Annotated in this window: 18 protein-coding genes and 2 pseudogenes; 8 read left to right on the top strand and 12 right to left on the bottom strand. The window is 67.9% G+C overall.

Features of this window, described 5'->3' with window-relative positions; genetic code table 11:
- The first annotated feature begins 48 nt into the window (after positions 1 to 48).
- Positions 49 to 1,059, top strand: a complete 1,011-nt coding sequence (locus BJ987_RS13365; protein ID WP_209888951.1) for a hypothetical protein — start codon at positions 49 to 51, stop codon at positions 1,057 to 1,059.
- Between the two features lie 79 nt (positions 1,060 to 1,138).
- Here BJ987_RS13365 and BJ987_RS13360 read toward each other — a convergent pair whose 3' ends face one another.
- On the bottom strand, positions 1,139 to 1,969 hold the full coding sequence (locus BJ987_RS13360; RefSeq protein ID WP_209888948.1) for a helix-turn-helix transcriptional regulator: 831 nt from the start codon (positions 1,967 to 1,969) through the stop codon (positions 1,139 to 1,141).
- A 114-nt stretch (positions 1,970 to 2,083) separates the two neighbouring features.
- Between BJ987_RS13360 and BJ987_RS13355 the strand changes: the two genes are divergently transcribed.
- Complete coding sequence (locus tag BJ987_RS13355; protein WP_209888945.1) at positions 2,084 to 2,971, top strand: NmrA/HSCARG family protein; 888 nt, start codon at positions 2,084 to 2,086, stop codon at positions 2,969 to 2,971.
- Between the two features lie 5 nt (positions 2,972 to 2,976).
- Here BJ987_RS13355 and BJ987_RS13350 read toward each other — a convergent pair whose 3' ends face one another.
- From BJ987_RS13350 to BJ987_RS13315, 8 genes are all read right to left on the bottom strand, one after another.
- Positions 2,977 to 3,873 carry a TIGR03619 family F420-dependent LLM class oxidoreductase gene (locus tag BJ987_RS13350; protein ID WP_209888942.1) on the bottom strand — a complete coding sequence of 299 codons (897 nt, stop codon included), beginning with the start codon at positions 3,871 to 3,873 and terminating at the stop codon, positions 2,977 to 2,979.
- 23 nt (positions 3,874 to 3,896) lie between these two features.
- Complete coding sequence (locus BJ987_RS13345) at positions 3,897 to 5,348, bottom strand: MFS transporter (protein ID WP_245365943.1); 1,452 nt, start codon at positions 5,346 to 5,348, stop codon at positions 3,897 to 3,899.
- A gap of 248 nt (positions 5,349 to 5,596) precedes the next feature.
- Complete coding sequence (locus BJ987_RS13340; RefSeq protein WP_209888940.1) at positions 5,597 to 7,048, bottom strand: nitrilase-related carbon-nitrogen hydrolase; 1,452 nt, start codon at positions 7,046 to 7,048, stop codon at positions 5,597 to 5,599.
- Between the two features lie 56 nt (positions 7,049 to 7,104).
- Positions 7,105 to 7,326, bottom strand: a complete 222-nt coding sequence (locus BJ987_RS13335) for a hypothetical protein (RefSeq protein WP_209888937.1) — start codon at positions 7,324 to 7,326, stop codon at positions 7,105 to 7,107.
- Between the two features lie 52 nt (positions 7,327 to 7,378).
- Entirely contained in the window at positions 7,379 to 8,173 is a 795-nt protein-coding gene (locus BJ987_RS13330; RefSeq protein WP_209898316.1) for a 3-oxoacyl-ACP reductase, read from the bottom strand.
- A gap of 13 nt (positions 8,174 to 8,186) precedes the next feature.
- Positions 8,187 to 9,548: an aldehyde dehydrogenase family protein gene (locus BJ987_RS13325; protein WP_209888934.1), complete on the bottom strand. Its 1,362-nt coding sequence runs from the start codon at positions 9,546 to 9,548 to the stop codon at positions 8,187 to 8,189.
- Positions 9,549 to 9,622: 74 nt separating this feature from the next.
- Positions 9,623 to 10,375 carry a gamma-glutamyl-gamma-aminobutyrate hydrolase family protein gene (locus BJ987_RS13320; RefSeq protein ID WP_307869595.1) on the bottom strand — a complete coding sequence of 251 codons (753 nt, stop codon included), beginning with the start codon at positions 10,373 to 10,375 and terminating at the stop codon, positions 9,623 to 9,625.
- Positions 10,356 to 11,720 (bottom strand): glutamine synthetase family protein, encoded by a 1,365-nt coding sequence (locus tag BJ987_RS13315; protein WP_209888928.1) that lies wholly within the window; start codon positions 11,718 to 11,720, stop codon positions 10,356 to 10,358. Before BJ987_RS13315 ends, BJ987_RS13320 begins: the two co-directional genes overlap by 20 nt.
- A 184-nt stretch (positions 11,721 to 11,904) precedes the next feature.
- On the opposite strand from BJ987_RS13315, the gene BJ987_RS13310 reads away from it, so the two are divergent.
- From BJ987_RS13310 to BJ987_RS13295, 4 genes are all read left to right on the top strand, one after another.
- Positions 11,905 to 12,303, top strand: a complete 399-nt coding sequence (locus tag BJ987_RS13310; protein WP_209888925.1) for a TOBE domain-containing protein — start codon at positions 11,905 to 11,907, stop codon at positions 12,301 to 12,303.
- 2 nt (positions 12,304 to 12,305) lie between these two features.
- Positions 12,306 to 13,070 carry a molybdate ABC transporter substrate-binding protein gene (modA, locus tag BJ987_RS13305; RefSeq protein WP_209888922.1) on the top strand — a complete coding sequence of 255 codons (765 nt, stop codon included), beginning with the start codon at positions 12,306 to 12,308 and terminating at the stop codon, positions 13,068 to 13,070.
- A gap of 199 nt (positions 13,071 to 13,269) precedes the next feature.
- Complete coding sequence (gene modB, locus BJ987_RS13300) at positions 13,270 to 14,070, top strand: molybdate ABC transporter permease subunit (protein WP_307869893.1); 801 nt, start codon at positions 13,270 to 13,272, stop codon at positions 14,068 to 14,070.
- Positions 14,067 to 15,116 carry an ABC transporter ATP-binding protein gene (locus tag BJ987_RS13295; RefSeq protein WP_209888918.1) on the top strand — a complete coding sequence of 350 codons (1,050 nt, stop codon included), beginning with the start codon at positions 14,067 to 14,069 and terminating at the stop codon, positions 15,114 to 15,116. Before modB ends, BJ987_RS13295 begins: the two co-directional genes overlap by 4 nt.
- Positions 15,117 to 15,136: 20 nt before the next feature.
- On the opposite strand, the pseudogene BJ987_RS38340 reads toward BJ987_RS13295, so the two are convergent.
- Positions 15,137 to 16,033: pseudogene (locus BJ987_RS38340) on the bottom strand (diacylglycerol/lipid kinase family protein); the annotation flags it as partial.
- 72 nt (positions 16,034 to 16,105) lie between these two features.
- A pseudogene (locus BJ987_RS38335) lies at positions 16,106 to 16,474 on the bottom strand (phosphatase PAP2 family protein); the annotation flags it as partial.
- Between the two features lie 446 nt (positions 16,475 to 16,920).
- Between BJ987_RS38335 and BJ987_RS13285 the strand changes: the two are divergent.
- A complete protein-coding gene (locus BJ987_RS13285) occupies positions 16,921 to 19,650 on the top strand; it encodes a discoidin domain-containing protein (protein ID WP_307869594.1) in 2,730 nt (909 codons plus the stop codon).
- Between the two features lie 71 nt (positions 19,651 to 19,721).
- Positions 19,722 to 20,165: a nuclear transport factor 2 family protein gene (locus BJ987_RS13280; protein WP_209888915.1), complete on the top strand. Its 444-nt coding sequence runs from the start codon at positions 19,722 to 19,724 to the stop codon at positions 20,163 to 20,165.
- A 65-nt stretch (positions 20,166 to 20,230) separates the two neighbouring features.
- Here BJ987_RS13280 and BJ987_RS13275 read toward each other — a convergent pair whose 3' ends face one another.
- Complete coding sequence (locus BJ987_RS13275; RefSeq protein ID WP_209888912.1) at positions 20,231 to 20,569, bottom strand: transglycosylase family protein; 339 nt, start codon at positions 20,567 to 20,569, stop codon at positions 20,231 to 20,233.
- Positions 20,570 to 20,712 lie beyond the last annotated feature (143 nt).

Raw genomic sequence — 20,712 nt, 5'->3', positions numbered from 1 at the left:
CTCTGAAGGACTGCGCATTACGCACCGCGAGCGGGGGCCGGTCGAGCCATGCCTGATGACTACGACAAAATCCGAGACAACATCGAACCAAACGATCGTGGTCGTATATTTCAGAATGGCTGCGAATCTCACTTTCGGGATCGCGAGAACGGCTACAGCCAGCATTCCCGTAATTACGGCCCTGGCGACGCACACTTTCAGGTCGATAAAGAACGAGAGATCAACGACAAACTGCATACGATCGAGGAGAAGTCCGGCAGGATCAGCGGGCGCAAAGATCTCAAGCAGCTGAAGGGCGTGCGAGAGGCACTCACGCGGGGTGAAATCGACCAGCACACCCTGAGATCTGTTGCAGGCGAACATGTCGATCCACAGTGCAGGGAAGAAATAGAAGCTCTGAAGAGAGACTTCCCCGACAAGTTCACTCATCAGCTCTTATCACGATCAGAAGCGCGAGAGGCGTTCCAAAAAGGCATTCAGAGAGAGCCCGGCAAGCAGATGGAGTTGCCGGGGGTTGGTGAGAAGGCACGCGAGCAGCGGGACCAGCAACGGTCGAAAGAGAAGGAAGCTCGCCATCAGGAGCGGGTCCGTGCCGACCGCGAGCGTGTTCAGCGAGAGGCCGCTACCCGGGTCGCCGAGGAAGCCCGGGCACGGATGGAGCGGGCAGTCGGCTCACCTCAACCTGCACGTAGCGCCCCGGAGCCCCGGTCGGCACCAGAGCCGACAGGGCGAGACAAGGTCATCCGTGACGCGGCCGAGGCCGTTGCCAAAGAAGCTCGCGCTGCGATGGACAAGGCGATGGAACCACCTGCGGCGCCGTCTCGCACCTCAGGAGATGACCAGGCCAGGGCAGCCCGGGCGGCAGCCGACAGAGAGCGCAACGCAGCGATCGAGTGGGCTCGAGGACGAATGGGACCATTCCAAGTACCTGGCACAACATCGGTTCCGCCTCCTGCTCCCGAGGCGCGTACCGCAGACGAGGTGTGCCGCCACCGTAGAGAAGCTGAGACACGCGCACGAGAGGCCCGGGATCGAGACGATAGGGCGCGAGGCAAGTAGTGCGGGTGCGGTTAACCATCAGCGGGCGTTCCGTTAGCGTCTGCAGGCCGCGGATGATCTCGGACCACTTCTGCAACCTTCATGTGTTCAGATATGTGTCGATGCGTTCGCGGTCATCGTCGGTTGCTGGAAGCTGGACGACGAGTAGCAGTTCCGGGTTCTCGACCAGGCGCAGTTGGAACAGTTCCAGGTTGATCGGCCCCGCCTCGGGGTGGTCGATGCCGATGATGGTGGGTTGGAAGTCCTGCACCGGATACTCCGACCACCATGTGCGAAATTCGCTGCTGACAGCGCACAATTCGGTCACCACCCGGGTCAGGCGCGGGTCGCCGGGGCTGTTGCCGAGCAGCACCCGGAACTGGCTGATGATCGCCCGTGCGGCTGCTTCCCAGCGGCGCATCATGGCGCGGTTACGGTCGTCGGTGTACATCCACCACAGCAGATTCCGGCGCTCGGGTGCCAGCGCGGTCGGGTCGGTACGAATCCGGCTGAATGCACTATTCCAGACGACGAAATCCAGTCGGGCATCGTGCACCACGGCCGGGCTCGGATACATCGCGTCGACCAACCGTTGTAAACGCGCGATCTCATCGCCGGCCTGATACTTCACCACCGGGTCGGCGAGACCGGCGAGCCTGCGCAACTGCCTGTGCTGCACAGGATTCAGACGCAGCGCCCGCGCCAGCGCATCCACCACCTGCGGGCTGGCAGCGATCTTTCGGCCTTGCTCCAACCACGTGTACCAAGTGAGACTCACCCCAGCCAACTCGGCGACCTCTTCGCGACGCAAGCCCGGTGTGCGTCGCCGCCCAGGGATCAGATCCCCGGGCAAACCGACATCAGAAGGCCGTAACCGCGAGCGGTGTGCCTTGAGAAAGTCCGCCAGCTCCGCACGATGGCTCTCACTCATCCCGAGATCCCTTTATGGGTAGCAGTATTGGTGCCAGGACCAGACCGCTACCCGTCTCTAACGTTCCAGTCATCAGGTGATCGAGCACCGATCACCACCGACAAGGAGCATGACATGAGTAGCGACAAGGGACCGGTTCTGGTCATCGGAGCGACCGGGCAGCAGGGCCGGGCAACCACACGGCAGTTGCTCGAACGGGGTTGGGAAGTAAAGGCTTTCGTGCGCGACCCGGAGGCACCCGCGGCGCGGGCGCTGCGCAAGGCGGGGGCGGAGTTGCCCGTCGGCGATCTCGACGACATCGGCTCGGTGCGGGCCGCGATGACCGGTGCGTACGGGGTGTTCATGATGCTGACCATGATGGAGGGCGTGCATATCACCGCGGAAGGTGTTGCGGCAGAAGAACGCCGGGGCAAAACGGTGGTCGATCTCGCCGCGGAGCTCGGTATCCGGCACTTCGTCTACAGCTCGCTCAAAGGTGCGGGCGAGGACTCCGGTGTGGAGTATTACGCGGCGAAAGAAGCCATCGAGAGTTATATCGGGGATTCCGGGTTGCCCGCGACGATTCTGCGGCCGGTGTTCTTCATGGACAATTTCAACACCTTCAATCGGCCGATGCGCACCGAGCGCGGCGATATATTGGTGAATCTCGCTGTCCGGCCGGATATTCCGATGGAGCTGATCTCCGTGCACGACATCGGCGCGTTCGCCGCCGTCGCGTTCGACCACCCCGCGGAGTACCTGGGCCGCACGGTGCCCCTGTCCGGCGACCGCCTTACTCCCCCGCAGATCGCCGAGGTGTTCGGGCGGATCACCGAACTCCCGGCGCACAGCAACCAGATACCGGTCGAGCAGGTCATGGCGTTCGACGAGCAGGTCGGGAAGATGTTCGCCTACTTCAACAAAGGTGCGGGCGAGCCTGTCGATACCGCGGCGCTGCGCGCCCGGCATCCGGGCCTGATGGACCTGGAGACCTGGTTGCGCAGCACCGATTGGAAACCGTGAACACCTCAGGCGAGCAGGTCGAGCAGACGGTGGGCGTCGGTCAGGGCGCTGTCCACCGACGCGGACAAGTAGGTCAGGTCGATGAAGAAGTCGTCGAACCCGGATTGGTCCGCGGTGCGCCGCACCGCTTCCGCGATGTGGTCGAGCCCGGTGCCCGCCTTGACGTTGACCCGGACGATGGTCTCGATCGCGGCAGGGTCACGACCGGCTTGTTCGGCGGCGCGGTCGACCACGTCGCGCAGTTCGCGCAGCCGCACGCCCCACTGCGGCGGCCCGGGCACCGGGACCACCGGCAGCCAGCCGTCGCCGCGGCGGCCGACGCGGTCCAGCGCCGCAGGTGTGAAGGCGGCGAGATGCACTGGAGGACGAGGCTTTTGCACCGTGCTCAACTCGGCGCGATGCCGGGGCACGGACACCAAGGTGCCGGAGTATTCGGCGGGGTCGGTGGTCCAGATCGCTTCCAGCGCATCGAGCGTCTGCTCCAGCCGCGCACCGCGCTGACTGAACGGCACCCCCGCGGCCTCGTATTCCTCCGGCGACCAGCCGATACCGAAGCCGGGGATCAGCCTGCCGCCGCTGGCCACGTCCAGCGTGGTGAGCGCACGAGCGAGGACGGCGGGCGGATACAGCGGCGCGATCAGCACATTCGCGCCCAGGCGGACCCGCTCCGTCGCCGCCGCGGCCAGCGCGAGGGTCAGGAACGGGTCCAGCACCTGATTGAACTCCGCCGGGATGCTGTCGGTCCCGCCGTAACCGACCTTCGGTTCGGTGGCGGCGATGAGGCGATCGCCGACCCAAAGGCTATCCGCCCCTGCGTTTTCCATCGCTGCGGCGAACTCTGGGATCCGAGCCGCCGCCCGCGCGTGGGCACCGAACTGTGGAATCGAGAAACCGATCTTCATGGCACTGTCGTACCAGGTTTCGGTCAGGCGGGTGCTGTGGCGGGGGCGGCCGGACCGGGATCGTCGGTATCCGGGCCGAGGGCGTCGAGCACGGCGGTGTCCACGATCGGATCGAGGACGGCGGTATTCGTCAATGCCGCGGCCGCGACGGGCACCTCGCTGTTCTCCACATCGGGAACCTCGGTGCCGCGCAACGACGTTCCGGCGGTCTCGCGCAGGAACGACCACGCCACCAGGCCGATCAGCGAGGCGCCGATCATGTATGCCGCGGGGAACAGCGCCCAGCCGGTGCTCTCGATGACGGCCTCGTTGACCAGCGGGGCGGTACCACCGAACGCGGCGGTGGACACGTTGTAGCCGAGCGCGAAACCGGCGTAGCGCACATGTGTGGGGAAGATCGCCGGGAAGGTGGAGCTGATGGTGGCCAGCTGCGGCACGTAGAACAACCCGAGTACGACGAAGCCGATGACGGCCCAGACGATGCCCTTGCCCATCAGCCAATACATGGGCAGCGCGAGCACGGACAGACCGATCAGCGAAACCAGCCACATCGGGCGCCGGCCGACTCGGTCGGACAGCGCGCCGAAGAAGGGCAGCACCACCATCATCACCAGCTGACCGATCAGCATCATCGCGGTGGTGGTGGAGTCACTGACGCCGATGGTGTTCTGCAAATACGTCGGCTGGTAGGTCAGCAGGGTGTAGTTCACCACGTTCAACGCCACGACCAGGCCGATCAGCGTGAGGGTTTCGCGCCGGTAGGTGGTCAGCACCTCGCGCAGGCCACCCGGCGGATGCGGCTGGTCGGCGACTTCCTCGAACACCGGCGACTCGTCCAGGCGGGCGCGCAGATACCAGCCGATCAGGCCGAGCGGCACCGCGATCAGGAACGGGATCCGCCAGCCCCAGGCCTGCATGGCGTCGGAGCCGAGGACCAGCTGACAGGCCAGCACCGTCGCCGAGCCGCCGACGAAACCGAACAGCGTGCCGAACTCCAGGAAACTGCCGAAGAAGCCACGTTTGCGGTCGGTGGCGCATTCGGCGAGATAGGTCGCGGCGCCGCCGTATTCACCGCCGGTGGAGAAACCTTGGACGACGCGCAGCAGGATCAGCAGAATGGGCGCGGCGACGCCGATGGACGCGTGCGTGGGGATCAGGCCGATCGCGCCGGTGGCGGCGGCCATCAGCAGAATCGTGGTGCCCAGCACCGCTTTGCGGCCGATCCGGTCGCCGATCGGGCCCCAGACCATGCCGCCGAGCGGGCGCAGCAGGAACGAGACCGCGAAACCGAGCATGGTGCCCAGGGTGCCGAGTTCACCGGGGAAGAAGGCTTCGGTCAGGTAGGTGGCGGTAGCGGCGTAGACGCCGTAGTCGAACCACTCCGTGGCATTGCCCATCGCGGACGCGGCGACGGACTTGCGTAATGATTGCCCGGACCCCGGACTGCCCGTCTCGGCGGCTGTGGACGCGGTCATTCGTACCTCCTTCGGCCCGCTCCCCCGCGGACCTAACTCGGTTCTCCCCGGCCGAGCCTCCCGGCTCTCGGGAGTGCACGGCACCGAACCTTCCGTTACCCAGATTTGCTGGCGGACAAACCCGGGGTCAGACACGGAGGACCTAGAAGCACGAAGGGTGACCTGCCACTTTCTCGATAAATGTGATCCCCATCACATAACGCACAGCGCATACCGCAGAGCGGGCAGCTATTCGGCTAATCGCGAGCTCAGGAACGACGCTTTCCGCCGACAGCAACCACGAGCAGGACAATCGCGCCCAGCGCGACACAGAGCCAGCCGAACCAGTTGCCGAAACGGGCGTAGACGGTCCGGCTCTCGGTGAGCGGCAGCGTCGCGAGCGCGGACCGGGTGACGCTGACGTCGGTCCGCGCGGTGGCGTGAATACGGCCCCGCGCGTCGCTTGCCACATGTTCGCCGAGTTGCGGTGCGCGCGCCACCGCCACCCCGGACTCGACGCCGCGCAGGATCGCCATCCGGCTGTGCAGCCAGGCGTCGACGGTGAAATCGAGAGCTGGAACCAGCATCATGGTGGCGCCCCGGCGGGCGTTCTCGCGAACCAGCGCGGGCCGATCCAGGTCGAAGCACACTGCCAGGGCCCAGGGCCTGCCCGGGACCTGCTGCCACGCACTGCCGGGCCGCAGTTCATCCTCCAGCCCGGCGATCAAGTAGTGCTTGGCGTATTCGACGCCCGACGGATAGGCGATCGCGGCGTTCACACTGCGGCCGTCGCGGGTGCTGATCAGCCCGGCGACGATATCGATGTTGCGTCGCGTCGCGACCTCGGTCAACGGGGCGGCGAGCACTGGAAGCGTGGATTCCTCTGCGCGCCAAGCCTTTTCCGGCAGGACCACAACCTGCGCCCCGCGGTCCGCCAGCCGTTCGACCTCGGTGACGACGCGCTGGATCATGTCGCGGCCCGCGGCGGAATCGACCGGCACATATTCCGGCGGTTGCGCCACCGCCAGCAGACCTACCCGCACCGAGTTCTCCGGCCGCGGCAGCGCCAGCTGCCAGAATCCGAACGCCGCCACCGCCACCAGCACGGCCGCGGCCGACGCACCGATCCGCACCCGTTGCGGCCGGGTCACCGCCGGAGCGGACAGCACCGCGATGGCCGCCGGTACCAGCAGAATCAGGAAACTGAGTCCCCACGGCCCGGTCAACGCCGCGGTCTGGATCAGCGGCAGCACCGCGGCTTGGGTGTAGGCGATGCTCCACCACGCGCCGAACAACTCCGTCAGCGCGAGCAGGAACTCGAAAGCGACCCAGACCGCGGGCAGCGCCAGCACGGCCAGGCCCACCCGTCCGCGCAACAGCAGCGTCCGCCACAGCGTCACCGCGCCGCCGTACACCAGCGCGGAGACACCGATCAGCGCGGCGGCAGTCGGTACCGGCTGCTCGAGCGTGACGACCAGGTACGACCAGAAGCTGATCAGCGCCCCGGCCAACCAGGAGCCGAGCCCTATTCCGAACGTCACCCTTCCCGATACCCGCGGCGCCACCAGCAGCACCGGCAGCGGCGCGAGCAGCGCCAGACCCGGCGTCGGCGTCAGCCCGAAACCGAAGCGCCACAACAGCGCCGACACCATGGCCGCACCGGCCACCCACCACCACTTCATCGTCCGTCCCTCCAGATCGCCTGCTGAGGGGATCGTCACGGGAGACAGCGCACCCCCGCATCACCCTGAAGTGCTAGATCCGGTGCGCCGACTGCTCAGAGCAGATCGGCACCGCATTTCGGGCAGGCGCGGAGCCGGTAGAACGGGGAATCCTCGGGCAGGCACCGATCGCAGAACCCCGAGCGGCAGACCGTGCAGGTGCGGAAGCGGACGGCGAAGTGTTCGGGGTCGGCCCGCGCGACCGGATTGCCGCCGGGGATCACCGAGATCGAGAGCATGCGTCGGCAGCCGTCACCTGCGCAGAACCGGACGGCCATGGTGTCAACCCTCCCCGAGTAGTTCACCGTTCTACCAGTGGAATCGGTTGTCCTACAGCGGTGTTACATACGCCCCGGCGATCCCGCCGTCCACCAGGAATTGGGACGCGGTGATGAACGACGCGTCGTCGCTGGCGAGAAACGCCACGGCGGCGGCGATTTCCTCGGGTTCGGCGAACCGGCCCACCGGGATGTGCACGAGGCGACGAGCGGCGCGTTCCGGGTCCTTGGCGAACAACTCTTGGAGCAGCGGGGTGTTCACCGGTCCAGGGCACAGGGCGTTGACGCGAATGCCCTGACGCGCGAACTGAACTCCGAGTTCGCGGCTCATGGCGAGCACGCCGCCCTTGGAGGCGGTGTAGGAGATCTGCGAGGTGGCCGCGCCCATTACGGCGACGAAGGAGGCGGTGTTGATCACCGAACCCTTACCGCGCTCCAGCATGTGTTCGATGGCGTATTTGCTGCACAGATAGACCGAAGTCAAGTTCACCTCCTGCACGCGCCGCCAGGCGTCGATGCCGGTGGTGAGAATCGAATCATCCTCCGGCGGTGAGATTCCCGCGTTGTTGAAGGCGATGTCGAGGCCGCCGTAGGTGTCCACCGCGGTCTGGAACATCGCCCGCACCTGGGCCTCGTCGGTGACGTCGACCTTGACGAACAGGCCACCGGCCGCCGTCGCGGCGGCCTCGCCGCTGTCCGTATCAATGTCGGCCACAACAACTTTCGCACCCTCCGCGGCAAAACGGCGGACGGTGGCGAGGCCGATGCCGCTACCGCCGCCGGTGACCACGGCGACTCGATCGTGTAAGCGCCCGGGGACGGCGGCCGGCGGGGTGGATGAACTCAGCAACACTTCTCCTCTACTGGGTGGCGATGAAGACGTTCTTGGTTTCGGTGAAGGCGAGCGCGGCGTCGGGTCCCAGTTCCCGGCCGAGGCCGGACTGTTTGTAGCCGCCGAACGGGGTCCAGTACCGCACCGACGAGTGCGAATTGACCGACAGATTGCCGGCTTCCACACCCCGGGACACCCGCAGCGCGCGCCCGACGTCGTTGGTCCAGATCGAGCCGGACAGACCGTAGTCGGTGTCGTTCGCCAGTCGCAGGGCGTCGGCTTCGTCGTCGAACGGGAGCACCGCGACGACGGGGCCGAAGATCTCCTCGGTGAGCACGCGATCGGTGGGCGCGTCCGGCAGTACGACCGTGGGCGGGTACCAGAATCCGGGACCCTCGGGCTTGGTCCCGGTGAACGCGATCTTGGTCGACGGCTCCAGGAAACCGGCCACCCGCTCGCGATGAGCGGCGGAGATGAGCGGACCCATTTCGGTGGTCTCCTCGGCCGGGTCGCCCACGCGCACGCCGAGCACGGCGGGTTCCAGCAATTCCAGGAAACGATCGAAAACGCCGCGCTGCACCAGGATTCGCGACCGGGCGCAACAATCCTGCCCCGCGTTGTCGAACACCCCGTAGGGCGCGGTGGCGGCGGCGCGCTCCAGGTCGGCGTCGGCGAAGACGATATTGGCGCTCTTGCCACCCAATTCCAGGGTCACCCGCTTCACCTGGTCGGCGCACCCCGCCATGATCTGCTTGCCGACCTCGGTGGAACCGGTGAAGACCACCTTGCGGACGCCCGGATGGGTGACGAACCGCTGTCCCACCACCGAGCCCTTACCCGGCAGCACCTGGAAAACGTGCTCCGGCAGACCAGCTTCCAGTGCGAGCTCACCCAGCCGGATCGCGGTCAACGGAGTCAGTTCGGCGGGCTTCAGCACCACCGCGTTGCCCGCTGCCAGCGCGGGCGCGAAACCCCAGGCGGCGATCGGCATCGGGAAGTTCCACGGCACGATCACCCCGACCACGCCGAGCGGTTCGTGGAACGTGATGTCCACGCCGCCCGCCACCGGAATCTGGTTGCCCAGCAGCCGTTCCGGCATTCCGGCGGCGAAGTGCAGCACATCACGCACATTGCCCGCCTCCCAGCGCGCGTTGCCGATGGTGTGCCCGGCGTTGGCGACCTCCAGCCGCGCGAGTTCTTCCAGATTCGCGTCGACCGCCTCGGCGAATCGGCGCAGCAGCCGGGCCCGGTCCCCGGGCGCGACCTCGCGCCAGTCCCGCGCCGCACGCGCCGCCCGCTCGATCGCGGCGTCGGCACCGGCCGCGTCCACGAGTTCTACTGTCGCTACGACCTTTTCGGTCGCCGGATTGATCACCTCGGTAGTCGTCACGACACCGCTCCCTTCACACGCTCACCCGCACCTTGTTCGGCGGCCGGCGGGCCGACGCCGTCTTTCCTTGTTCCTCAGTCGCGATTCCGGCTCGCGGCCGCCGCGTCGACCAGCGCGCGCATCAGCCGGTCGTCGGCGGTGTCGGCCTCCGGGTGCCACTGCACACCGAGCAAGAACGGATCACCGGGAGCCTCGATGGCTTCTATGGTGCCGTCGGCGGTGTGCGCCGTGGCGGACAGCCCGGGGGCCAGCTGCTCGATCGCCTGGTGGTGATGGCAGTGCGCCTTCACCTCGGGCCCGATCAGCGCGGCCAGACGGCTGCCCGGCGTGGTCAGCACGCGCAGCACGGTGAACGAGCCGGGGCCGCCGGAGTGCTCGTCGTGGCCCACCACATCGGGCAGGTGCTGAATCAGCGTGCCACCCAGCGCCACATTGACCAGCTGTAGCCCACGGCACACCGCCAGAACCGGCAGACCCGCCGCCCGCGCGAGAGTGAACAGCTCGAATTCCGACGCGTCCCGATCGGGCCGGGTGTAGCCGAGAGCTTGTTCCAGTGGCCGCCCGTAGCGGGCCGGGTCGATGTCGGCGCCGCCGGTCAGAACCAGGCCGTCGAGCCGGTGCACCAACTCCGGCCGGGCCACTCCGGTGGGTGGCAACAGCACGGGGATGCCGCCCGCGCGCTCCACCATGGCGGGGTAACCGATGGGCAGAACGGCGCTTTCGGTGTCCCAGGTGCCGAACCGCGCCCGCTCGCGGTAGGTGGGCAGGCCGATGAGCGGACGCGCCGAGCCGCGCCCGGCGACCGGATCAGAGCCGTTCGAACCCACGGATGCGCTCCCAGTCGGTGACAGCGGCGTCGTAGGCATCCAGCTCGACTCGCGCCGCGTTTCGGTAGTGGTCCACCACATCATCGCCGAAAGCGGTGCGCGCGAGCTTGCTCTCCCCGAACAACCGCGCCGCTTCGCGCAGCGTGCTCGGCACCCGGGGCCGCTGTGAGCGGTAGGCGTTGCCGTGGAATTCCGGCTCCAGCGGCAACCGGCGTTCGATGCCGTGCAGACCGGCGGCGATGGTCGCGGCCACCGCCAGATAGGGATTCACGTCCCCGCCGGGTATTCGGTTCTCCATGCGCAGCGATTGTCCCGCGCCCACCACGCGCAGCGCGCAGGTGCGATTGTCCCGGCCCCACGCGAGTGCGGTCGGCGCGAAGCTGCCCGCGACGAATCGCTTGTAGGAGTTGATGTTCGGAGCCAGGAAGTAGGTGAACTCACGCAGGCAGTCCAGTTGCCCGGCCAAGAAGTGCCGCATCAGCGTGGACATTTCCGCGTCCGTGCCGTCGGCGAACACCGGATCGCCGCCCGCGGTGCGCAGACTCAGATGGATATGGCAGGAATTACCTTCGCGCTCATCGTATTTCGCCATGAAAGTGAGGCTGCGCCCCTCCTGCGCGGCGATCTCCTTCGCCCCGGTCTTGTAGATGCTGTGATTGTCACAGGTGACCAGGGCTTCGTCGTAGCGGAAGGCGATCTCGTGCTGGCCGGGATTGCACTCGCCCTTGGCCGACTCGACATACAAACCGGCCCCGGCCATCTCCTTGCGGATGCGGCGCAGCAGCGGTTCGACCCGGGCGGTCCCCAGCATGGAGTAGTCGACGTTGTACTGATTGGCGGGCGTCAGGGCGCGATAGCCGCTGTTCCAGGCGGATTCGTAGGTGTCGTCGAACACCAGGAATTCCAGTTCGGTCCCCACATAGGCCTTCAGGCCGTGCTCGGCCAGCCGATCCAACTGTGCCCGCAGTACCTGGCGCGGAGAGACCGACACCGGCGTCCCGCTCGGGTGCACCTGCTCGACATCGCAGAGCACCAGCGCGGTGCCGGGCCACCACGGCAGCAGCCGCAGAGTGCTCAGGTCGGGGCGCAACACGAAATCGCCGTAGCCGGTGTCCCAGGAGGACATGGCGTAGCCGTCGACGGTGGTCATCTCCACGTCCACCGCCAGCAGGTAATTACAGGCCTCGGTGGCGTGCCCGATCACCTCGTCCAGGAAATACTGTGCCGCACACCGCTTTCCCTGCAATCGGCCCTGCATGTCGGTCATCGCGACCAGCACGGTGTCGATGTCTCCCGACTCCACCCGCACCCGCAACTCCGCCAGCCCCAGCATCCCCGATCGCATCCCAGGCCCCTCTCGGCGTCCAATCCGCTGCTCACGCTAAAGGAATTCCGTCCGCCGCGTGCGACGGACACGAAATTCCCCGCCGCACCGCTGTCGCATCGCCCAAGTGCCAGCCGAGCTGCTGCGCGCATATTCGGAGATATCGCGCATTGATCCACGCAGATACGGATGTAGAGTCCCATTCGTGTCGTATTTGCGGATCAGCGAGGCAGCGGCGCTACTGGGTGTCAGCGATGACACGGTGCGGCGCTGGATCGATCAGGGCAAACTCACCGCGATCCCGTTGGAGAACGGGCGCAAGTGGCTGAGCGGACGGGAACTCGCGGAGTTCGCGCGCACCCGCGCCGACGCGCCCGAACCCGGCGTGACGGTGGCGGCGTCCGCCCGCAACCGGATGCGCGGCATCGTCACCCGGGTCGTCAAGGACCGGGTGATGGCGCAGGTGGAGATGCAGGCCGGACCGTTCCGGTTGGTGTCGCTGCTCAGCGCGGAATCGGTAGAAGAGCTCGGGCTGGAGGTCGGCAGCGTCGCCGTCGCATCGGTGAAGTCGACACATGTCGTGGTGGAGATTCCGGAGAGTTGAGTATGAAGCTTGCGGGTATGGCGGCGGCTTTGGCCGCCGCATTGGTGACAGGCTGTGCGGCCGAGGACGCGGCCGCACCGGACGGGCGGGTAACCGGCAGGCTGACGGTGTTCGCCGCCGCCTCGCTGACCGAGACGTTCACCGAACTCGGCGAGCAATTCGAGGCCGCGCACCCCGGAGTCGAGGTCGTCTACAGCTTCGGCGCGAGTTCGGCACTGGCTCAGCAGCTGAAGCAGGGCGCGCCCGCCGACGTCTTCGCCTCGGCCGCGCCCAAGAATATGCAGCAGGTGGTGGACGGAGGCGAGATCACCGCCGGACCGGTCACCTTCGCCCGCAACAGGCTGGAAATAGTTGTGCCCCAGGGTAATCCGGGGCGCATCAGCGGCTTGACCGACTTCGGCAAATCCGAACCGAAACTCGCGCTGTGTGCGGAGCAGGTGCCGTGCGGGGCCGCGGCCGCGACGGTGTTCCAGGCCGCGGGCGTTACCCCGCGACCGGATACCCGGGAAACCGATGTGAAAGCGGTGCTGACCAAGGTGACGCTCGGCGAGGTGGATGCCGCGCTGGTCTACCGCACCGACGTCCGAGCCGCCGGCGACAAGGTCGAGGGCATCGAATTCCCGGAGGCGGCGCGAGCGATCAACGACTACCCCATCGCTCCCCTGGCCCAGGCTCCCAACCCCGCCACCGCCGCGGCCTTCGTCGAGTTCATCCGCTCCGCGCAGGCACGTGCGGTGTTCGACCGAGCGGGCTTCGAGGCACCGTGAGCACACGGCCGGCAGCCGCGCGCCGCACGGCGCTCGCGACGGACGGAGACAGCCTCCGGCCGGCAGCCGCGCGCCGCACGGCGCTCGCGACACACGGAGACGGCCTCCGGCGTGCCTGCTTGTGTCGAGGCGCTCGCACTGGTGACGTGCAGTCGTGACCGATCTGCGTGCGGATATCCGCCCGGCGTCGAAACGCGCGGTGCGAAGGCGTTCGGTGCGGGCGCGGCGGCCGCTGGTGCTGGTGGTACCGGCGCTGGCCGGTCTGGCGTTTCTCGTGGTGCCGCTGCTCGGGTTGCTGGTGCGAGCGCCGTGGACAACGATGCCGGATCGACTGTTCAGCGGCGAAGTTCTTACCGCACTGCGGCTTTCCCTGGTGTGCGCGACGCTGGCGACGGCTGTCTGTCTGGTCCTGGGCATCCCGCTGGCCTGGCTGCTCGCGCGCGGTGACGTACCGGGGCGCAGCCTATTGCGCGCGCTGGTGACGGTTCCACTGGTGCTGCCGCCGGTGGTGGGCGGCGTCGCGCTGCTGCTGGTGCTCGGCCGCCGCGGGCTGATCGGGCAGTACCTCTACGAATGGTTCGGCGTCTCTTTGCCTTTCACCACCACCGGCGTCGTGATCGCGGAAGCCTTTGTGGCGATGCCCTTCCTGGTTATTTCGGTGGAAGGCGCGCTGCGCGCGGCGGATCCACGCTTCGAGGAGGCGGCCGCCACCCTCGGGGCCTCGCGCTGGCTGACTTTCCGGCGGGTGACCCTGCCCTCCGTGCTGCCCGGCGTGATCGCGGGTGCGGTGCTGTGCTGGGCGCGGGCACTCGGTGAATTCGGGGCGACGATCACCTTCGCGGGCAACTTCCCCGGCAAGACGACCACCATGCCGCTGGCGGTCTATCTCGCGCTGGAAACCGACCCCGACGCCGCCATCGTGCTCAGCCTGGTGCTGCTCGCGGTGTCCGTCGTCGTGCTCGTCGCCTTGCGCGAGCGCTGGATTCGAGGCGCGGCATGACATTGCGCGCTGAATTGGGAGTCCGGCGTGGACAGTTCCGGCTCGATATCGCGTTCGAAGTAGCGGCCGGTGAAGTGGTGGCCCTGCTGGGTCCCAACGGTGCCGGGAAGACGACCGCGCTGCGCGCACTGGCGGGCCTGACGCCGCTGACCGAGGGCAACCTCCAGGTGGACGAAAAGCGCTGGGACGCACCGCCGGAGGTGTTCGTGCCCGCCGAGCGGCGCGAGATCGGCGTCGTCTTCCAGGACTACCTGCTGTTCGCCCATCTCAGCGCGCTCGACAATGTCGCGTTCGGTCTGCGCGCCCGCGGCCACCGCCGCGCCCCGGCACGGGAACGCGCCGCCCGGTGGCTCGACCGCGTCGGCCTGGCCGAGCACCGGGACGCCAGGCCACGCGCCCTGTCCGGCGGCCAAGCCCAACGGGTCGCGCTGGCAAGGGCTTTGGCGACCGACCCGCGACTGCTCCTGCTCGACGAACCGCTCGCGGCACTGGACGCGAGTACCCGGTTACGCGTGCGTTCCGACCTCGCCCACCACCTGTCCGACTACCCGGGCCACACGGTACTGGTCACCCACGACCCCCTGGACGCGATGGTCCTCGCCGACCGCCTGGTCATCCTAGAGAACGGCGCCATCGTCCAGGAGGGTGCGCCGGCCGAGGTCGCCCGTCGCCCACGCTCCGACTATGTCGCGAACCTGGTGGGCCTCAACCTGTATCGCGGCACCGCGGACGGCGCCCACGTCACCCTCGACGGCGGCGGCCGCTTCACCGTCGCCGAACCGGGCCGCGGCGCGGTGCACGTCGCGTTCGCGCCGAGCGCGGTGAGCCTGCACCCGGCACAACCCGCCGGCAGCCCGCGCAACACCTGGCCGGTCACCATCGCGGGCATCGAACAACACGCCCACACCATCCGCGTCCGCCTCGACGGCACCCCGCCGGTCCTGGCCGACATCACCCCGGCCACGGTGGCCGACCTCCACCTCCATCCCGGCGCCGAACTCTGGGCGGCCGTCAAAGCCACCGAAACCCACACCTACCCCGCTTGAGCCGGTCCGCGCCGGTGGAATCAGGGATCGGTGCGGGGATCTCGATGGAAGAGGATGAGGGTGTCGGGCTGGCTCTCGAAGACGAAATCGCGGCCCTTGAAGTCGACTTCGCCGTCGGTGGCGAGGGATACCGAGGCCTCGGTGACCGACACTTCGAGGCGGTGCCGTTCGTGGCGCACGTAGGTGGGTGAACTACCCAGGGTGCCGGTGAGGGTGGACCAGATCAGGCGGGTGCGCGAGAAGGGAACGTCGGCGCGGAGGTACCGCACGTCCAGGGTGCCGCGGTGCAGTTCCGGGCGGGAGCGCGGGATCTGATTGGCGGGGTGATAGCGGCCGTTGCCGACGAACAGCATCCAGATGGCCATGGGCTGACCGTCGATCACGACGTGCAGGGGTTCGGCCCCGAGCAGAACGCGGATCATCGAGATGCCGGCCGCGGGCCATTTTCCGAGGTGCTCCTGCCAGCGTTCGCGCAGGCGCACGAAGTCCGGATAACCGCCGAGGCTGGCCGTGTTGACGAAGGTGCGCGCGGCGGAATCGTCGGACCGGACCAGCGCCGCGTCACATGCCGCGACCTGACCGGTGCGGACGGCCGCCAAAGTGTCGTCGATGTCGTCGACGCCCGCGTCCCGGGCGAAATGGTTGAGCGTGCCACCGGACAGCACCGCGAGCGGAAGACGATGCCGCACCGCGAAACCCGCTACCGACGACACCGTACCGTCGCCGCCGAGCACTCCGATCCCGCGAACATCTTTGTGGCGCAACCGTTCTTCGAGCTGAGCGTCGAGGCCGACGGCGGGATCCAGTTCGACGAAATCGGCCTCCGGCAGCTGTTCCCGCAGCAGTGTCCAGTCGTAGGGGCCGCCGCCGCTGCCGGCGCCCGCCAGCGGGTTGACCACCATGAGCAGACCCCGCCCCTGTTCCAGCGGTTCGATTCGCGCGGCCGGCCCCAGCAGGGCGGGCTCGTCCTCACGCACCGCCCACCAGCGGTGCGTGGCCAGCGCGACCCCCGCACCGAGCGCCGCGCCCGCCACCACATCGGAGGGCCAGTGCACGCCGATGTGCACCCGCGAGTACCCGACCGCGGCGGCCACCGGCACCACCGCGACGGCGGCCGCGGGATATTCGAGTGCCACTCCGGTGGCGAAGGCGGCGGCCGAGGCCGAGTGCCCGGACGGGAAAGACGACGAGACCGGCGGCTTCACCAGGCGGCGCACGAAGGGCACCGACTCGTCCGGCGGCCGCCGCCGCGGAAACAGCGGTTTGGCAATACCGTTCGCGATGCCGCTGGCGAGCGCGACCGCGACCAGGCCGCGCGTGCCGGCCCGGCGGGCGGCGGGGTTACCGAGCAGGATCATGGCCGCGCCCACACCGATCCACAACCGGCTGTGATTCGCGCTGGTGCTCAGACCGCGCAGCATCCGGTCGGCCCGCGACGGCCGGACGCGCGCGCTGCGGTCGACCAGCCACACATCCAGAGCACTGGCCAATCCCTGTGGTCCGGCCGATTGGCGATCCCGTTCAACACGCATCGTCCCAGCCTAGCGATGATCATCCGGTCGGCCGGAGAGCTACCATCATCCCTGGTCAACGACGGTCGAACGGTTCCGGCGTCGGCCGGGCCGGAGGTCGGCCTTGTCCGGAGCGGGCAATGTCAGGTGCCGATCGGGCGCGCGCGGTACCGCGGAAAACCGATGGGTATAGCCGGTAGTAGCGGCGCCTCGTGCTGAATCAGTTGTTGTGGTCGAGATTTTCGCCGTGGGGTGCATTGCCGAGCCGATTCGTTCACAACGGGAGGTGCCAGGTGCGTTCACAAGCCCAGTCAGCCGGCCGGCGTTCCCGGCCGCGCAAACTCGAATCCGCACTGGCGGCATTGCTGCTGACCGGCTCCGCCCTGGTCGCCGCGTGCGGATCGCCGGAGCAGACCGCGACAGCGGCGGCCGGCTGCCCGGGCGACTCCGCGCCCGCGACCGGTTGGTCACCGTCGAATACCGAGGTGGACACCGGCATCGATCGGCATCCGTTCGTCGGCAACGGCTATCTCGGTCTGCGGGTACCGACGCGCGGAATGGGCTACTACGCCTCGCGGGAGGCGACCGGATGGCCGCTCTACACCCCCGCCTACGACGGGGCCTTCGTGGCGGGGTTGTACGGCAATCAACCCGGCGTGGCCGAGGACCGTGAGGTCGCGGCGGCGATCCCGAACTGGTCCACGTTGCTGGTGAGCGTGGGTGCCGAACAGTTTTCGCCCGCGACCCCCGCGGCGCAGATCTCGAATTTCACGCAAACCCTTTACCAGCGTTGCGGTTTGGTGCACACCGAACTGACCTGGACCACCCCCGACGGCAAAGCCACCGATCTGACCTATGAGGTGCTGACCGACCGCACCGATCAGCACGTCGGTGCGGTGCGGCTCACCGCTGTTCCCCGCTGGTCGGGTGAGCTCGTGGTCACCGACAAACTCGATGGCGCGGGCGCTCGGCGGATCACCCAGACCGGCGGCGGGGCGCGCGACGATCGATCCATCGGCGTCGATTTCCGCACCGCAGGCACCGGCGTCGCGGGCAGCGTTGTCTCCGTGCTGGATTCGGGTACGGCGAAACCCGATCGCGGGCACGAGCCGGAAGCCGAGAATTTGTCGGTGAGCCAGGAGACGCGAATTCCCGTGCGGGCGGACACGTCCTACACGATCACCAAGTATGTGGGCGTCGACACCGCCCGCACCGCGACGGTTCCCGCCGCCGCGGCGTTTGCCGCCGCGCAACGCGCCGCGCGCATCGGCTGGCCCGAACTGCTCGCCCGCAGCGCGGGCGCATGGCGCGAGCTGTGGCGTGGCGACATCGAGGTACCGGGCGATCGGGACATCCAATCCTGGACTCGCGGTGCGCTGTACTCCCTGTATTCGGCCACGAATGCCACTCAGGACAACAGCATTTCGCCGGTCGGGTTGAGCAGCGACAACTACGGCGGCCTGGTGTTCTGGGATGCCGACATCTGGATGTATCCCGGCTTGCTGCATCTCGCCCCGGCACTGGCGAAATCCGTTGTCGAATACCGATTCAAAACCTTGCCCGCCGCACAGGCCAACGCGGCTCGGCTCGGCTATCGCGGCTCGTTCTATCCCTGGACCAGCGCCACCGACGGCGACCTCGAGGAATGTCACAGTTGGGATCCTCCGCACTGCCTCACTCAGATTCACCTGCAGGGTGACATCTCGCTGGCCGCCTGGCAGTACTACCTCGGCACGGGAGACAAAGGCTATCTGCGCGAACGGATCTGGCCGATCATGCGCAATATCGCCGAGTTCTGGGCCTCGAGGGTGCGGCCCAACGCCGACGGCAGCTACTCCATCCTCGATGTCGCCGGACCGGATGAGTACAGCAACGGCGTGAACGACGCCGTCTACACCAACGGCGGCGCGGCGCTCGCACTGCGCCACGCGGTGCGAGCCGCGGAAATACTGGGCGTGCCCGCGCCCGCGGAATGGTCCACGATCGCGAACGGTTTGCGCATGCCGTTCGATCCGGCGCGGCAAATCTTCCTGCAATACGACGGCTACGGCGGCACGCCGACCAAACAGGCCGACACCGTGTTGCTCGTCTATCCGCTGGACTGGCCGATGTCGCCGCAGGCGGCGGCCAACGTGCTCGAATACTATTCGGAGCGCACGGATCCCGACGGCCCGGCGATGACCGATTCGGTCAACGCCATCGACGCCGCGCGGATCGGCGCACCGGGCTGCGCCACCGACACCTACCTGGAACGTTCGGTGCGCCCGTTCATCCGGGGGCCGTTCGCGCAGTTCGCCGAAGCCAGGGGTGCGAAGGCGGGCGCGCTGGACCCGCTCGCGGGCGCACCGGCGTTCACCTTCACCACGGCCGCCGGCGGCTTCCTGCAGACCTTCACCAACGGCCTGCTCGGACTTCGCTTGCACGACAGCGAGATCGAGATCGCCCCGCTGCTGCCCGCGAAACTCGGCTCGGAATTGCGGATTCGCGGAATCCACTGGCAGGGGCGCGTTTTCGATGCCGAGATCGGCGCCGGCGAAACCCGGATCACCGTCACCCAGGGCGCGCCGATGCCGGTGCGCACGACCTCCGGCACGCAACTGGCCAGTGCCGGAACACCGCTGGTGCTGCCGACTCGGCGGCCGGATATCGCGCCTGGCCAGGATCTTTCGCAGTGCAAGGCGGTGCGCGCCAGTTCCGCCGAATCAGGCCGCTACGGAGACGCCGCCGTGGACGGCACCCTGGCGACGGCCTGGTCACCCGACGGCGCGCAGGGGACCCTCACCGTCGACCTCGGCCGCGAAACCACGATCGGCGCCGTGGTCCCGCACTGGACCGATCCCGCGCCCACGGCGTTCACCCTCGCCGTGTCCGTCGACGAGAAGATCTGGGCACCGGTCGATGTCGACCCGGCGACGGGGCAGCTCAGTACCGCCGCGACCGGACGCTATGTCCGTCTCGACGTGACCGGCTCGGATGCCGGGCACCCCGGTGTTCGCGAACTCGACGTCACCGCCCCGCGGTGAACCCAGCCCTTGCGTCCGCGGCTTCGCCCTGCTCCGATTACGCGGACGCACCACCGCACATCGGAGGCAGAATGTTGTCGTTGCAGGAGATTTCGGACCGCCTGGAAATCGAGGACCTGATGGTCCGCTACTCCCACGCCGTCGACACCGGGCAGTGGGATCTGCTGGATGACATCTTCACCGCCGACGCGCACATCGACTATTCCGCGATGGGCGGGGCCGTCGGCGACTTGGCCTCGACCAAGGCCTTCCTGGCCGCCACCCTGCCCAATTTCCCGGCCTACCAACACCTCGTCAGCAATTCCTCGATAAAGGTCGACGGCGACAGCGCGACCGCCCGCACCATCTGTCACAACCCGATGCTCATCAAGGACAAGGACGGCAATCAGACCCTGATGTTCTGCGGCCTCTGGTATCTCGACACATTCGCCCGCATCGAAGGCGAGTGGCGAATCGCGACGCGGGTCGAGGAGAAGAGCTATATGTATCTGACCCCCGCCACACCGGGGTTCTGACAGTTCGACGCCCGCCGCGAGTCGAGATGCGGCGGGCGTCGATCAGCTTTCCGGAGCGGCGAACCTCAGAGGTTGGCGCCGCACACCGGCCAGGCGCCGGGGCCCTGGGTGGCGAGCACGTTCTCCGCCACGCGGATCTGCTCCTCACGGCTGGCCTCGGCCGGGCTGCCGGACCCACCGTTGGCGGCCCAGGTGGACTGCGAGAACTGCAGGCCACCGTAGTAGCCGTTGCCGGTGTTGATGCCCCAGTTACCGCCGCTCTCGCACTCGGCGACGGCATCCCAGTTGTTACCGCCCTCGGCGGAAGCGGTGGCGGTGGACAGGCCGAAGGGGACCGCCACGAGCGCGGCGGCGACCGCGGTCAGGCCGAAGGCACGCGTGCTGACATTACGGATAAGCGACATAAAAGAATTCCTGCCCTGCGTCTTACCGTCCCGGCGCTACTCCAGCCAGGTCCCTGCCCCCAGGGGAAATCGGGGATCCTCGGACCGCGGGACAGGGATTCCGGCATTCGGCGGTCGAGTCGCGGCCCGTCGTTATTCGGACC

Origin of the sequence: Nocardia goodfellowii, from assembly GCF_017875645.1 — a bacterium.
In the GTDB taxonomy this organism is placed as follows: domain Bacteria; phylum Actinomycetota; class Actinomycetes; order Mycobacteriales; family Mycobacteriaceae; genus Nocardia; species Nocardia goodfellowii.
The sequence above is the reverse complement of the archived record's forward strand: the minus strand, read 5'-3'. Positions and strand labels throughout refer to the sequence as shown.

Excerpts from the sequence above, each read along its gene's own strand:
- BJ987_RS13345 (WP_245365943.1), bottom strand. The coding sequence starts at position 5,348 with ATGACCGCGTCCACAGCCGCCGAGACGGGCAGTCCGGGGTCCGGGCAA.
- BJ987_RS13335 (WP_209888937.1), bottom strand. The coding sequence starts at position 7,326 with ATGGCCGTCCGGTTCTGCGCAGGTGACGGCTGCCGACGCATGCTCTCG.
- BJ987_RS13360 (WP_209888948.1), bottom strand. The coding sequence starts at position 1,969 with ATGAGTGAGAGCCATCGTGCGGAGCTGGCGGACTTTCTCAAGGCACAC.
- BJ987_RS13350 (WP_209888942.1), bottom strand. The coding sequence starts at position 3,873 with ATGAAGATCGGTTTCTCGATTCCACAGTTCGGTGCCCACGCGCGGGCG.
- BJ987_RS13280 (WP_209888915.1), top strand. The coding sequence starts at position 19,722 with ATGTTGTCGTTGCAGGAGATTTCGGACCGCCTGGAAATCGAGGACCTG.
- BJ987_RS13315 (WP_209888928.1), bottom strand. The coding sequence starts at position 11,720 with ATGCGATCGGGGATGCTGGGGCTGGCGGAGTTGCGGGTGCGGGTGGAG.
- BJ987_RS13355 (WP_209888945.1), top strand. The coding sequence starts at position 2,084 with ATGAGTAGCGACAAGGGACCGGTTCTGGTCATCGGAGCGACCGGGCAG.
- BJ987_RS13275 (WP_209888912.1), bottom strand. The coding sequence starts at position 20,569 with ATGTCGCTTATCCGTAATGTCAGCACGCGTGCCTTCGGCCTGACCGCG.
- BJ987_RS13295 (WP_209888918.1), top strand. The coding sequence starts at position 14,067 with ATGACATTGCGCGCTGAATTGGGAGTCCGGCGTGGACAGTTCCGGCTC.
- modA (WP_209888922.1), top strand. The coding sequence starts at position 12,306 with ATGAAGCTTGCGGGTATGGCGGCGGCTTTGGCCGCCGCATTGGTGACA.
- BJ987_RS13365 (WP_209888951.1), top strand. The coding sequence starts at position 49 with ATGCCTGATGACTACGACAAAATCCGAGACAACATCGAACCAAACGAT.